The organism is Azospirillum palustre, from assembly GCF_002573965.1.
Classification (GTDB): Bacteria; Pseudomonadota; Alphaproteobacteria; order Azospirillales; family Azospirillaceae; genus Azospirillum; species Azospirillum palustre.
The window spans coordinates 133670-146855 of the sequence record NZ_PDKW01000036.1 but is presented as its reverse complement, the minus strand read 5'-3'; the positions used below and the strand labels follow the sequence as shown (position 1 = coordinate 146855).

Annotated in this window: 16 protein-coding genes; 5 read left to right on the top strand and 11 right to left on the bottom strand. The window is 63.7% G+C overall.

Annotated features, from left to right (window positions below; all coding sequences use genetic code 11):
* Positions 1-124: 124 nt before the first annotated feature.
* Positions 125-985, top strand: coding sequence for a hypothetical protein (locus tag CRT60_RS01045; protein WP_143272985.1), 861 nt, complete (start codon positions 125-127; stop codon positions 983-985).
* A gap of 55 nt (positions 986-1040) precedes the next feature.
* Here CRT60_RS01045 and CRT60_RS01040 read toward each other — a convergent pair whose 3' ends face one another.
* From CRT60_RS01040 to CRT60_RS01030, 3 genes are all read right to left on the bottom strand, one after another.
* Positions 1041-1742, bottom strand: a complete 702-nt coding sequence (locus tag CRT60_RS01040; RefSeq protein ID WP_098734599.1) for a hypothetical protein — start codon at positions 1740-1742, stop codon at positions 1041-1043.
* Positions 1742-2515 (bottom strand): hypothetical protein, encoded by a 774-nt coding sequence (locus CRT60_RS01035; RefSeq protein WP_143272983.1) that lies wholly within the window; start codon positions 2513-2515, stop codon positions 1742-1744. The genes CRT60_RS01040 and CRT60_RS01035 overlap by 1 nt, the downstream gene beginning before the upstream one ends.
* Before the next feature lie 76 nt (positions 2516-2591).
* Complete coding sequence (locus tag CRT60_RS01030; protein ID WP_098734597.1) at positions 2592-2927, bottom strand: MarR family transcriptional regulator; 336 nt, start codon at positions 2925-2927, stop codon at positions 2592-2594.
* A 236-nt stretch (positions 2928-3163) separates the two neighbouring features.
* Between CRT60_RS01030 and CRT60_RS36060 the strand changes: the two genes are divergently transcribed.
* Positions 3164-3316, top strand: coding sequence for a hypothetical protein (locus CRT60_RS36060; RefSeq protein ID WP_161957940.1), 153 nt, complete (start codon positions 3164-3166; stop codon positions 3314-3316).
* Between the two features lie 83 nt (positions 3317-3399).
* On the opposite strand, the gene CRT60_RS01025 is transcribed toward CRT60_RS36060, so the two are convergent.
* Both CRT60_RS01025 and CRT60_RS01020 read right to left on the bottom strand, forming a co-directional pair.
* Positions 3400-4563 (bottom strand): hypothetical protein, encoded by a 1164-nt coding sequence (locus CRT60_RS01025; RefSeq protein ID WP_098734596.1) that lies wholly within the window; start codon positions 4561-4563, stop codon positions 3400-3402.
* A gap of 13 nt (positions 4564-4576) precedes the next feature.
* Entirely contained in the window at positions 4577-5596 is a 1020-nt protein-coding gene (locus CRT60_RS01020; RefSeq protein ID WP_098734595.1) for a hypothetical protein, read from the bottom strand.
* 496 nt (positions 5597-6092) lie between these two features.
* On the opposite strand from CRT60_RS01020, the gene CRT60_RS01015 reads away from it, so the two are divergent.
* Positions 6093-6710, top strand: coding sequence for a uracil-DNA glycosylase (locus CRT60_RS01015; RefSeq protein ID WP_204561542.1), 618 nt, complete (start codon positions 6093-6095; stop codon positions 6708-6710).
* A gap of 33 nt (positions 6711-6743) precedes the next feature.
* On the opposite strand, the gene CRT60_RS01010 is transcribed toward CRT60_RS01015, so the two are convergent.
* Together CRT60_RS01010 and CRT60_RS35395 are read right to left on the bottom strand one after the other, a co-directional pair.
* Positions 6744-6965: a hypothetical protein gene (locus CRT60_RS01010; protein WP_098734594.1), complete on the bottom strand. Its 222-nt coding sequence runs from the start codon at positions 6963-6965 to the stop codon at positions 6744-6746.
* 590 nt (positions 6966-7555) lie between these two features.
* Positions 7556-8401 carry a hypothetical protein gene (locus CRT60_RS35395; RefSeq protein WP_143272981.1) on the bottom strand — a complete coding sequence of 282 codons (846 nt, stop codon included), beginning with the start codon at positions 8399-8401 and terminating at the stop codon, positions 7556-7558.
* Positions 8402-8494: 93 nt separating this feature from the next.
* On the opposite strand from CRT60_RS35395, the gene CRT60_RS35390 reads away from it, so the two are divergent.
* Both CRT60_RS35390 and CRT60_RS01000 read left to right on the top strand, forming a co-directional pair.
* On the top strand, positions 8495-8812 hold the full coding sequence (locus CRT60_RS35390; RefSeq protein ID WP_143272979.1) for a site-specific integrase: 318 nt from the start codon (positions 8495-8497) through the stop codon (positions 8810-8812).
* A 62-nt stretch (positions 8813-8874) separates the two neighbouring features.
* Positions 8875-9417 carry a hypothetical protein gene (locus CRT60_RS01000; protein ID WP_098734592.1) on the top strand — a complete coding sequence of 181 codons (543 nt, stop codon included), beginning with the start codon at positions 8875-8877 and terminating at the stop codon, positions 9415-9417.
* A gap of 366 nt (positions 9418-9783) precedes the next feature.
* Here the strand turns inward: CRT60_RS01000 and CRT60_RS35385 are convergent, their stop codons facing one another.
* The 4 genes from CRT60_RS35385 to CRT60_RS00980 all read right to left on the bottom strand — a co-directional run bounded on the left by CRT60_RS35385 (position 9784) and on the right by CRT60_RS00980 (position 13081).
* Positions 9784-10545 (bottom strand): hypothetical protein, encoded by a 762-nt coding sequence (locus CRT60_RS35385; protein ID WP_143272977.1) that lies wholly within the window; start codon positions 10543-10545, stop codon positions 9784-9786.
* A gap of 16 nt (positions 10546-10561) precedes the next feature.
* Positions 10562-11281: a hypothetical protein gene (locus CRT60_RS00995; protein WP_143272975.1), complete on the bottom strand. Its 720-nt coding sequence runs from the start codon at positions 11279-11281 to the stop codon at positions 10562-10564.
* Between the two features lie 224 nt (positions 11282-11505).
* Positions 11506-12711 (bottom strand): nucleotidyltransferase domain-containing protein, encoded by a 1206-nt coding sequence (locus CRT60_RS36055; protein WP_161957939.1) that lies wholly within the window; start codon positions 12709-12711, stop codon positions 11506-11508.
* A gap of 91 nt (positions 12712-12802) precedes the next feature.
* Positions 12803-13081 (bottom strand): hypothetical protein, encoded by a 279-nt coding sequence (locus CRT60_RS00980; RefSeq protein WP_143272973.1) that lies wholly within the window; start codon positions 13079-13081, stop codon positions 12803-12805.
* Positions 13082-13186 lie beyond the last annotated feature (105 nt).

Genomic DNA, 13186 nt, shown 5'->3' with positions numbered 1-13186 from the left:
TTCGGTTCTCGCGCACCCGATATTCGTTAGTTATTATTGTGCTACGCACAGGATAATGCAGAATTGCCCGGCGGTCCCCGCCATCCTATCCTGGCCGCAGCGGAAGCCCTTCCAGGAGGCGACGATGGCGCTCGACGATCTGCTCGATCCGTGGCGGGTGGACCTCGACGAAGAGGGCAGGGAACTCTACAGCGAGATGGTCGACGCCGAGCACGCTTGGGCTGCGGCGATCCCCGGCGTGCGTCTCTGGCAACTCTGGCGCTCCGACGCCGCCGGCGAGGGCGACGACTGGCGCCGCGTGTCGGTGCCAATGGGCTTCGGTGCCGGCGGCCGGCGCCGGCTCATCGCCGCCGTTCCGCCGGGAACGGTGCTGCCGGAGATGGCCGCCATGATGCAGTCCAGGGCATCCTTCGGCCGCCATGTCCGGGCGCGCGATCCCCGCGTCGGAAAGCAGTCGACCGCGGCGCCGAGCCTGGTCACGGTCGGCGGGCTGGTGTCCGTGGTGGAGGTCGACGACATTCCCGGGCCTGGCGCTCTGGCCGTGACATGGTCGTCGACGCAGGCGTGGCGGAGCGGCATCCTGACGATGGCCGAGGCCGAGATGGTGTTGGCGAAGCGCCTGGCCTCCCTGGAAAGCCACAGGGACACCGCGGAGCGCGCCCGGCAATGGACGCGTTACCGGGACGCCGAGAAGCGCATTGAGGAGGCCAGGGGCCACTTGGAGGCGCTGTGCGCCCTGCCTGGGAAGGGCAGCGATCTGGTTGGCCGGATTTCCAGTGGCACGGCCTGGACCCAGCGCGCCTGCTGGCCCCGCGACGTTGCGCTGCATGCGACGCCCTTCACCTGCCAGCATGTCGTCGTTCTGCCAGTTGTCGACGGTTTCGACGTCCTTCACGCGGCCAGCAGGAACCGCGCGGCCTTGAGGTGGGCCGAACCGTTGGCCGTGTTCGGATCGTTGGCGATCTTCAGGCGGCCAGCCGGCTGACCGGAACTTCATAGGCTATCCTGTTCGTAGTGGCGCACCTTCCAGGTGCTGGCCTTCAGCGTGCAATCACCCCCTCGGCTGGTGCATAAGCCGCCCAGAACAGGCATGCTTCGATGTCGTCGATCCGACCGAGGGCGATCTCGCCCGTGGCGGAAGGAAGCGGGAATGCATCCGCCGGGTCTCCGGGAGAGCGGCGTTCTTCGACGAGGTATGCCTTGACCGGATCCCTCCCGCCCATCGCCTTGAGCAGCCTCTGGCGCTTTACCAGCGGGGTGTATTTCCAAGTCGCGCCGGTGTCGGCAGTGCCCAGCCGAACGATGGTCATGATGACGTGCCGGCTCTTGACGCGTGGATGCTGGTACGCCTCCAGCCGTTCAAGGGTGCTCGTGATCTCTTCCTGAAGGCCGCGGTATGGAGGATGCTTCAATGCCCGGGCGCAGTCGAAATCGTAATACTGCTTGAGTTCAAAGAGGTGGAGCCCTTCGTCCTGGCAGGCCCCGCCGGCGATGGTGGCCTCTCCGTCGCATACCACAAGATCGACGTTCTGCTCACGGCCGTCGCCGGGACCGCGACCGCACTGCAGCCGCTTGAATGTGACCTCCCTGATGGCGCGGCGGCCCCGCAGGATGACGTTGATGCGGTCCCGGATCTTGGCGGCGATCAGCGCCTCAGCCTTGGTGTCGATGGCGTCGTACAGGATCTCGGCCCTTGAGGCGGCGTCGAGGGTGTCGATGGCTCTGGCGATGATGTCCAGCATCAGCGGGTCACCATGGCCGGCATGCCCGGCCACACCGCGCACGATGCGTGGGCGTGTGAAAGCAGGTAGCGCGCGGCCCATTGCTGGCGGCGGTGATCGTGCCAGCCGTATCCCATGCAGGAGGCGCCGCATTCGAGATCGAAGGCGGCCAGCATCGGGATTCCGTCGCCGCGCCAGACGCGGAACAGCAGGCAGTACCAGGGCGAGAGAAAGGGCTCGCGGCCGATCCGGACGAAGCGGGGCTCTTGCGTTTCGGAAACCCAGGAGAAGACGTCCAGCCGGTCGATGTCGGCCAGCATGATCTCCCTGTCGCCGGGGCGGATCGTGGCCAGCGTCTCGATGACGGCGATCGGCTCCACGTCGACGAGCACGGCATCAGGAGCGGAGAGGTCGTCTGAGCCGGCGTGCTGCAGGACGAGTTCGTCCCAATGTGCGTCGAGAAAGGCATCGCGCTCTGTGATGCTGGCGAAGTCGTCGACCGGCACGACGGGCGGCTTGGGGAGCAGGTTGGCTGCCGGGATGCGGCCGCTGTCGATGTGCTCGGCGGTGGCCATGGCACTCTCCACCGCGCCGAACATGTAACGCGTGTGGGCCGACATCAGGCCGCCGGAGACCGTGAACCAGCAGTTCACCTCCGTCGCGTTTTGGGTGACGGGCAGAACGTGGTAGGTGCGCTGCCGCCCCTTTACGGTCAGGCAACCGTGCTCATCATGGCGCCAGTCTTTAAGTGTCCAATTCTGTAGTGCGTCGTCGTCTGGCAGCGGCTGGGGCATGGTATCTCCTGGAAACGTATCTCGGATGCGAAACCCGGCACCGAGCGAACGGCACCGGTTTTGTCGGTGTGGTGGCTCAGTCGGCGGCGGTCGTCACCTGCTTACCCGGCCAAAGCAGCGCTTGACGCCGGTCGGCCGGATCGGCCTCGCGTCGCAACCAGCCGGTCTCGACCAGCACGTTGATGGCACGGGTGACGGCGGTTGCCTGCAACCCCGTCCGTCCTTCCAGGTCTGACCTCCTGACCGGCAGCACGGGCGCTGTCAGAACGGCGACGGCGACGATGAGCGCTTCCTGACCCAGCCAGCGTTCCGGCTTGCCCTCCGGAGCGAAGCGGTGCTGAAACAGCCGCATCAGCACGTCGGCCAGATCGAGGCCCTTCAGCGCGGGCGGAATGCGGGTGTGTTTCGTCATCAGCGTTCGCTCCCGGTGTTCGGAGACATTTTACTCCAGCGTAAATTAACGAACGGTCTCGGCAAAAGCCGAAACCGCTGCGATGGCTCGGTTTTCCGGATGGGATCGAGGAGGACGGCCGGCGAATTTATTTCGCTTGCCCGACGGGACGGCATTCCCGCGGCGCTCTCGCTTTGAGAAAATCGGCCTAGGCAATTTCATGGGCCGCCAGAACCCGCCAGAACAGGGAGTGAGACATGGACAGAACCACCATCTCCGCCGGCGACAAGGTTGCGGTGTACGGCCGCAAGGACGGCGAGATCGCGTTCCAGAACCGCGCCGTCGTGGCGCATGTGACGCCGAACCGCATCATCCTTACCAACGGCGCCGCCTACAGCGTGGAGACGTAAGGCGGCACCGGGCAATCGGCACCGTCTTCTCGATGGCGAAAATGAAAGGCCGGGCGATGAGCCCGGCCTTCGTGTTTTCACGATCAGCGCAGTCTCTCGATCTCGGTCCGCGTCGGCGCGTCCTTCGGGCCACGCTCGTAGCCCTCGATCCACTGGAGGCGACGCAGGCTGCCCCGAGGGCCGTGTGGCTGCATGCGGAAGAAGCCGTTCACGGTTGACCGCCAGCCCAGGCGCCAGGTCGTCTCGCCGGCCTGGCGCGGCCCGGAACGGCCGAAGCGGTCCTGCGGCGTCCGCAGATCGTGCGCGGAGAACAGCGACGCCTTCTTCACCCGCGCCTTCCAGTTGCGGTCGGCGAGCAGGGCCTTCGCCGGCGCCATCGGCACGTCCACGACCTGCGCCCTGTCGGCCACGGAGCGGTAGGCCACGACCAGCCTCACGAAGTCGCTCAACTGCCGCACAGCGGCCTCGGCATCGAACTCCGGCACCGGGGTGTTGAACAGCACCGCCGCGTTGGGATTGGTGAGGGACCAGCCCATCAGCGCCTCAATGCGGTTGGCGCCCGGCTTGGTGATGACCGCCAGGCCGAGAACCCCGCTCTGGTTCGGCGTCACGACCAGCGCCCGTGCCTGCAGCCCCTCGCCGATTATCAGGGAGCGCGGCGGCAGGTCGAGATACCACGACCCTGATGACAGCGCGTCTTCGACCTCAGGGGCCATTGGCGCCCGCGCATCCCGCAGATCGGCCACCAGCCCGGCGTCGATGCGCAGCGCCGCCGCGTCCCAGTAGGCATCGGGCATCGGCACGGTCTTCCGGGCGGTATCGACGCCGGCGCGGCTGGCCCGCGCCAGGAACGGGGCGATCGCCAGGTAGAGGTGGCCCAGCATCGTGTCGTAGCCGCGCGCCGTCTGCTCCGAAGCCGCCAGGATGTCCGCACCGGCGTGGAGCATCTGATCCAGGCTCAGAGAGACCAGCATGGGATCCCGGTCTTGCCACGCGTCGGCTATGGCCTTTCGGGCATTGTCCCGAAGGTCCCGCCCTAGGAAAGCCATGCTCTGCAGGGTCGACAGCATGACGAAATCGGCGACAGCGGCACCTCCGGCGCGTTGTGCCTCGGTGAGCAGGTCGAGCATCGCACGTTGCCGGTCCGTCAGGTACGGCTTGGCCTTCGGCGTGATGGCGACGGCGCGGAAGGTGTCCGCGCCGTCCTGGTACAGGGTGTTGACCGCCCAGTCGAGCCAGTTTTGCATGTCGGCATCCCGATCAGGCGTTCGTGCGGAGGGCAGCGTCGGCGCGGGCGGCCATCGCGCCCAGTTGCGCGTCGATGTACTCGGTCACCGCCTCAACCTCCTCGACCAGGTGAAGATCGCCACGGGGAATTGGAAAGATGTCGTCGGCCGAACACCCGAGCGCCGCGGCGATCTCGTCCACGGCCAGCCCGTTTTTCACCAGGTCTTTGGCCGCGGCCGCCACCACGTCGCTCCAGGAGGCGTCGGCGAAATCGCGGGCGTCGGCGACGGTGACGCGGCTTCGACCGGCATCGCGGGCGTTTTCGACCAGTACGTCCACATCATCCTGCGTGACGGCAGCGCGGCCGACAAAAGCGGCGTCGATGGACTTCTTGGCGGCGTGCTCGATGTCGGCGATGGTTTCCTCCAGGTGGGACAGGCGGCGGCGCAGTCCGTCGGCGGCGTTGCGAGCCTCCGGGATGAGTTCGACAAGGATGTTCTGCGGGACGGCGTGCCGGCCGGACGCCCAACGCTGCGCCGTCCGGAGGTCGACGGCGAACCGCTTGGCCATCGGCGTGATCCACTCGTCGCCGAAGATGGCGCTGCCGATCTCCCGCAGGCGCCGGCTCGGCTCGTCGATCAGGCGCTTCCGCCAGGACCAGTCTCCGAGGTTCTCCGCCATTTCAGCGGCGAGATCGACGGCCTTGGCCGACAGCCAGCCGCCCTCGTGGCCCTTGCGGGAAGCCGTGGCCGACCAGAGCGGCACGCCGCTCCCGTCGGACAGCCGAACGGCGCCGCGATCCTTGCCCTCGGCGTGCGCCCGCGCCATCACCACCAGGGCGTCGCGGTAGTCGTCCTCCTCGATCTTGGCCAGCGAGAAATACGGCGGCAACGGCCAGCCGGCTCGGTGCTCGGTGATCCACGCCTCCCAGGCCGCGCGGCGCTCGGCCTGCACCTTGGCGACATGATCGGGCTTCGCCTCGACGCAGGCGATGCCGTCTTCCGGGATCGGGGCGTTGATGAAGATCGGGGTGGTGATGGTGTTGGTCGTCATGCTCGGCCTCCTCGCCGTTTGCTGGATCGGCTGAGCCGATCCGTGTTCAACTATTGTCGTAATCTACGACATAGGATTGGCGACGTCAACGGGCCGGACCGATTTTCTGTCGATTTCGGCTGGCGTCAGTGCTTCCGCCCGGAAGATGAGGCCAAGCACCGTTAAGGGAGGACAGGTCAGGAGTTCGCCGCGTCGGCCGGGCGGGTCCAGGCCTGCAGGCGCCTGACGCTGACGGCGGCCAGGTCCAGGCTGGCGGCGATCTCCGATGTCGGCAGGCCGGAGTGGAGCAGCGCCACAACGTCGGGCGCCTGCCACCAGCCGGCCTCACGCTGGGTCTTGCCCAGGATCCGGATGCGGGCGACGGCGGCCGTGGCCTCCTTGACGCCGTGCTTGTCCGCAAATGCCGCGGCCGTCTTCCTGGCAGCCGCCCAGCCTTGCCGGCATTGCCGACGATCGCATAGCCTCCCGGGCGATGGCGGCAGAGTAGGTGGGGGCGATGACGGAGTTGGACGATCGCGCTCGGACCCTGGCCGACCCTGCTGTGCGCGACCAGCGCCGGGCCATGCTGGGCCTGTCGCACATGATCCCGCTGCGCGACTATGCCGCCGCCCTGCGGGAATCCACTGGGCTCGAGGTGCCGCACTTCGACCCGCTAGATGCTGGCACGGCGGCCGAAGTGCTGTTCCTCTTCGAAAAGCCCGGCCCCATGACGTCGGAGGCCGGCAGGAAAGCCGGGTCCGGATTTATATCCCGGGACAACGACGACCTGACAGCCCAGGCGACGCACCAGTTCATGCGGCGGGCGGAAATCCCGCGAAAATCGACCGTGATCTGGAATGTCATCCCCGCCTGGAACGGGACGCGCAAGATCACTCCCGCAGAGTGGCACCACGGCCTCTCCTGCGTGATGGATCTTGTCCGCCTGCTGCCGCACCTGCGGGCCGCCGTCCTGGTCGGACGGAGGGCAGGGCGGGCGAGGCCCGCTCTGGAACAGGCGGGTCTCGCCGTGATTGAGTCCGCTCATCCGTCCCCCATCGTTCGCGCCAGCAGGCCAGAACGGTGGAACGCCATCCCCGCGGAGTGGGCCAGGGTGCAGCCCTACCTGTCGCCCTGATGGAGCGACAGGAGGAAGCGACCCGAGATGCGGTTACAGTTTCCAACTGCCGCCGATCGACCGGCAGGCGTCCCCGATGGCATCTTCTTCCGTCCGGAACGGCCCATGAGTAGGAGGAGTGCCCGGTGCCCGATTGCCGTAGATGTGCTCCCACACCCAGCCATTGCCGGAAATCGTCGTCTGAACCGACTCCTCTTCGTAAATGGTGTTTCCGTTCTTGTCCGTGACGGCCACTTCAATCGTATGCACAGCCATGTCTTTATTCTCCAATTGGCTTGAGGTGAGGAAGAAAGCATACGGAAGTCATCTTCGAAAAGGCGAAATTCATGAGCATCAACCCTGCCATTAACTAAACGCATCGGATGCGGGATCGATTTATATTGACACTCCTGGCGCCGACACCGGTTCGCCGGCACCGAGACGTCGATGGCGTCGCCCCGCGATCGACCCTTCTGGAAACACGAAGGGCCACCCGGGGAGGCGGCCCTGTCGGGTTGAGGGCACGGTTGGAGTGGCCAGGCGGCGGCGATCTTGACAGTCATCCTGTCGGCGAACTGTCGTATCATCGTGTCCGGATCGCGTACCTTGGCCAGGATGCCGGATGCTGCAACGTGACAGGCGCCGGTCCCCGGCTGTCGCCAGTCATTTGCCCCCCGCCCGCCCTCGCGAGCACAATCTATACTAATATAGTGTGAGAGAGGACGCAGGAGATCACGAATGTTCGGAGGAGGTTCTGCAAGACCTGATGATTGTCGACGCCAATGCGTTCAAGATGCTGGAGCGTGCGCTGGACGTCTCGTGCTTGGGAGATGCCAGGACCATTTCTGGGATAAAGGGGGCGGCAGTCAAGCACGACTTGGACGCTGTGCGAGGGCCAAATATCCGCTCGAAGTTCTCTGCCACTCGAACTCTGTTCCAGTCTTTACGATAGCCGATAGAAATTCGAAGAATTCATCAGGCCACGCGGGAATTTTTCCATAGATTTGATCGGGTGGAACTTCACTCGGCAGCCCAAAGCCAGCGGCATGTCCTTGCAAAACCCACCTGAGCCATGCCGGCTTGACGAATACAGTCCATGGTATCTGCCGTTCGGCTTTTAGGGGGCCGCTCATTGGTGAACCGATCATCAGAATCCCGACTTCGCTGTCGTCTCCAATGTTTTGATCTTGGAGCATTGGAGTGAGGATCGACTTGTAAACAGGAGTCAGCGTTCGAATGATGACAAAGGCGTATTCCTGGGCAATTGATGAGGTTACTGGTTGAATCGAAGCCGAATTTCGAGGGACGCCTATCGAATTTCGTACGGATTCCTCATGGTTCCGCTTAATGCAATGAAGTTTTGTAGTTGTCCATTCGCTTCTGTCATCGTCGATTAACTTGGCATGGGTCTGGCAAAGCCAGATGGCATTCTCAATGCTTGAGCGCTGTTTAGGTGTCATCAAAATGTCATAGCGGGGACCCTTTTGCGAAGCAGCAGTAATGTGTGCAGCCACGCCGACGTTTACGACTGCGTTCGGCGCTTCAGCGCTCGCCCCAACTGTTACCGCCGAACAGATCGCGCATTGAAACGCTGAGCGCTTTGCCAACGCGGCGATAGTTTTCTCTGTGAAATTATCCCGGCGCCTGCCGGACCCGGAATTTTGAATTGTTTGACGTCGCACGTTTCTTTTTCCCTGTTGAATCTTGAGCATCCGAAAAATTTCGTAGCAGAAGTATAACCTATGGTCTGTTCCGACAAAGCGGGTATCTGATCACTTCCTTGTCGTCATCCCCTTTACCGCCGCATGGTCGGTGTCAAAATTAGCGACAACGTCCCCGTGTTCCGGTCGCGAAAGGGTGGGCTCGACGGTGAACAACACGGGTACAACGTCATCAAGGTGGCCGCGGTGCGCGCCGGCCCGAAGCCAAGCATCTCTATGCATTGGCTTCGTCACGCCCACGCCAGCCATGCGGTGAAACGGGCGCTGATCAACCTGATCCGCGGCAGCCTTGGCCACAGCAACGTCGCGGAAAGTGACGCCCATTTCGAAAACCATCCTTTCCGAGAGCGGCAGCGATTACTTGGCGCTGTGACCCTTGCGCGCGGCACCGTCACCCCTTGACCATCTTTACCACCCGGGCGAGCGTGCACGCCCGCAACCGCTGGTGACGTTAGGAGGATGGCATGGGGGACGATTGGAGTTCGCGCTGGCCAGGTCGTGTCGTGGGCGCTGTTACATGCTGGACGATGGTTTTCTTCATCTTTCAACAGTTGGGTCACGCGGGAGTTTACGATGGCGCAGATCCCGTTCATCGCCGCTTGCTGGAGGTGATGACACTCTGTGCGGTCACGATAGGTGCCGGTACGAAGCCTCCATACCCCTTCCTCATCGTCGTGATGACGGTTATGGCAACGATCGTCGCGGCTGCGGTTGTTGGTCTTTTCGAAGCCATGGGAGTTTACGTCCTGCATGGCTTCCAATGGCCCGATTTCCAGGTCACCGGGTTGGTGGCAACCATCTCCATCCCCATCCTCCTGGTCGCCATCATGATCATGATGCTCCGAGATGGATCGAAGAAACCGTCGATCCGCCGCCATCTGACTCGCATCTCGGCACTGTCGCTGGTCGTATCCGTTATCGGCCTGTTGATAACGGCGGCGCGCTACTGGACAACGCTTCAGCACAGCGGGGGCGGGTTGAGTATCCACTTTGGCGGCTGCGGGTAATTAGTTTCCTGTAGGATCGACAGCCGCACCACCCTGTGACCGCGTCGGTGCCGGCGGCCGTAGCGTCCGTCGGTTTTGAAACTGATCAACGGCGGAAGTGGCCTTGATGCACTGACTAATCCAGTCAGAGGCGGGTGTGATGCGGGAGCCGCTGTGCCGTCGTGCGACATTGACTACCACTGATTCTTTACGGAGAGGGCGGCCGCTTTGTCAGTATCCCGAACAAAAGAAGAACTGCGGCATTTCCCCATCGGGGAAATGCCGGCTCCGGCCCCGCTGTGAAAATTTGCACACCCTGAAAGTCAGTGCAGTTGCGGCGCTTCCAAGTCAGTTAACCTCCCGGCTTTTCCTATAGCCGGGGACCCTTCAGGCCCCTATGAACCCCTTCTTCGCCATGCATGCTTCTTTTGACGACTGCTCCTTGCTTCCATCCGGCAGATAGCAGGTTCCCTGGACCTGTAACGTTGTTCCCGCCGTCGGCGCCGAAACTAAACCAGGCGCCATGGGCGATGCGGCGCCGAAGGACGAGCCGCCCGCTGTCGGCGGTGTGATGGAGGCGATTGCTCCGGTCGCCGGTTGCTGCGGAGGACCGACATGGATCACCTTGCCGCCAGCCTCCTTGCACCACGTCTCATCACGGTATTCTTCCACCTTGCGGAGGCGGCAAAGGACGAGCGCCTGGGTAGGTGTGGGCGGTGCCGCGGAAACCATCGCTCCTGAGGCAGGTGCCGGTGATCCCGCCGGTGGCGACATCGCAACAACAACCTGGGCCGGATACTGGTATGCGGCTCCAGAGCCCATGTCGACTGCGGCACCAACGATCCCGCCGGCGATGATGTTGCCGAATGCTGCACCTGCCGTAGTCGAGTTGACCGATGACGATCCCGCATGCCCGACCTCACTCCGGCACTGCACCGACAGCGGGCCGTATGCCTTCGCGACCGTCGCCGCTCCGGGCGTCCGAATGACGGTCCATTGGCCCTTCTCGTTCTGCAGTGTGCAGGTGGCCTGCTGGACCGGTGTGGTGTCGACAGCGACGGACTGCGTGGTTCCGGTAGTGATGGATGCGCATGCCTGCATGCCGAGGCACAGCGCGAGCAGGGCGGCCGCCCGAAGGATCTTGGTCATGTGGGGTGCCTTCGGTTCAGCGGAACTGGCTCTTCAGGATCGGGTAAAAGCCCTGGTACTGCTCCTTCACCTGCTCTAGGAATTGCCGGCGCTTCGGATCCTTGGCAATGAGGTCCTTGTGCCAGGGGCTGCTGGCCCAGTTGCTCTCGCCGGCAGAAGAGAACCCGTAAAACTCTGCATTCAGCAATATTTCGTAGTTAATGTATGAATGCTCGTTTGCAACACGAAACAGTGTATCGATCATGACCTTGGGCATGTCGATGCCCTTTTCAGCCAATGCCTGCTGGATGTTCTTGCCATAAGTGGGAGTGTAGGTACCTGTTGGTGAAACAATGAAATGATTGATGCCCCAGCAGGCTTGCTCTCGCTGGTAGTCAGAATCGAACTGGAGGAAGTAGATGTCCTTACGGGAGCAGAATTTATGGGATTGCCAACCGTTTCGTCCGAGATCGACGTTCGTCGACACTGAGATGTACCCGAGCAGGCGCCCGTTGACGATGTTCGTCATCGTAACTGTGGCGTTGACGTTGAACTGATTATTGTTGCTCTCGTTAAGGGCCGTTACTGTCCATTTTCCTGGCGGCAAAGGAACCTGTGTCCGCGACACTTTGACGCTCCCCTCGTAGGTCGCGCCAATGGGCATCTCAGAGGCGATGCTGTCTGCAAAGGCTGGGGCGCTACTTCCTACCAGCGCAACCAGGGCGATAGTCCGCAGCGATTTCAGTAAGAAGTTCAATTTTTGTGTCCAATTCGCGGGGAAACCGGCCCAAAGGAGCCACTAACCAAACTTTTCCGCGAATTAGGGTGAAGTAAACACTATTTTGGTTACAAGGCTGAAACGGTGCTTTGATCAGCGATCTGGTACAGCACAATCAAAGATCGCCAAACCGTTAGGCCAGCACGACTGGGATCTCATCGTAACAGGTCGTTGGTATGGTGGCGACGCTCCCCCCGCGCTGGTCAGCGACCATCCTGGTCGGCAGCAACACGTCGGCGGAGGTGGCCGTGGACCTCTTTCAGGCTCTCCAGCCGGCCGCTGGCCATGCGCTCCAGCGGGCTTTGGCCGCCGAACGCTTCAGCCGGCGACCGCACCCAGGCCAGCACGTCGGCCGGATCGGCGAACAGCCGTCCTAGGTGATGGATGATGACGATGAGGGCGGTCAGCCGGGCGCTGATGCCGGGGTCGTCCAGCGCCATCTCGATGCCGATGCCGGAGCGCCAGCCGGCCAGAACACCATGCAGGCCGGCGCCGAGAATGGCTCTGGCCTGCTCATCCGTCGCGGCCCAAAAATCCAGGCCCTCAAGAGCCTTGGCCATGCTCTCGCGGGTGATCTCGAGATGCCGCGGCCGGGACGCGGCAACGATTTCCGCCGGCGTCGGGGCGCGATGCTCATGATCATCCCTCCACAGTTCGGCGAAGGTCGCGGCTTGGCTCTCGACCTCTTCGGCGGGCGGCATCGGCATCGGCAGGTCGGCGTTACCGAGCGCCACGAGCAGCGCGGCGTAGTCGCGCATCCCGAGGAGTCGGATGGCCTCGTCTCTGGCTAAGCGCCCCTGCGAGTACGCCTGCAACGCCGAACTACGGCGCAGGTCCCGGTCCTGATACAGCAGGCGGCCCTCCGTGACGGCGCGGTGAACCAGGGTGCCGCGCCGGCTCTGCTCGGCCAGGAAGGTCGACCACGAACACGGCACAACGTCGTGGCCGATACCACACGCGACCAGCGGCTCGGCCACGGCGCGGGGGCTGTAAGCCGACGCAGGGAAGCCATCTGGCATCACGGCACGATCCGGCAAGCCGTCGGGCAGGACCACCAGCAGGTCGAAGTCACTGTGCGGACCCGCGTCGCCGCGGGCGCGGCTGCCGAACAGCCAAATCATACGCGGCTTCAGCGTGGCGACCAGCCGGTCGCGGATGAAGGCAATTGCGGCCGCCTCATCGCGGAAAGGGCCGACCGGCGCGGCAGTAGCGCCGTCTTCTAGGCGCGCGGCGATCTCGGCCGCCAGCCTGTCGGCAATCCGCTGCATCAGGGTGTCTGGATTGGACACCTCCGCCAGGATGCCGCTCTCCAGCACCTCGCCAAGCGTGACCGGTTCCGCCCCCTGGTCGTCGACGTTGGAGGTCAGGATGACGTTGCGGATGATGTCGGTGATGCTGTTGCCGGCCATGTCCCCTCCCCGCCTCCTCGCGCGCGCGATCTATAATATGGAATGCGGGGCCGGCCGGAAGGCGACCATCCGCATCACTCCGCCGGCGCCGTCACGGCCGGTCCCACGGCCAGGGGCCGTAATACGAGACCCTCCGGCTGGCATCCAGCCGGGCGCCACCGATCGCGTCCACTTTGGACCGCAGCGTGTAGTCGGTCGCCTGCGGGTCGCTGTTCTGGACGATGGCCAGGGCATCGTCCGCATCGTTGGCGATCACGCGCCAGGCCACCGCCTGACAGGTGTCGTCGGGATGGCGGAAGCCGAGGACAGCGAATGTCGAATAGGGCGACGGCGTGACGGTCGCCTGCGGCCGAAGTCCACTGCTGCTCATGAATGCCTCATCCTCTTCGCCGACGGACATCGATCCCTCACCGCAGCATACGCCGCTGCGGTGTTCTCGGCCGTGCCTTCTTTTCACACCCCCTGCCCTGCCCGC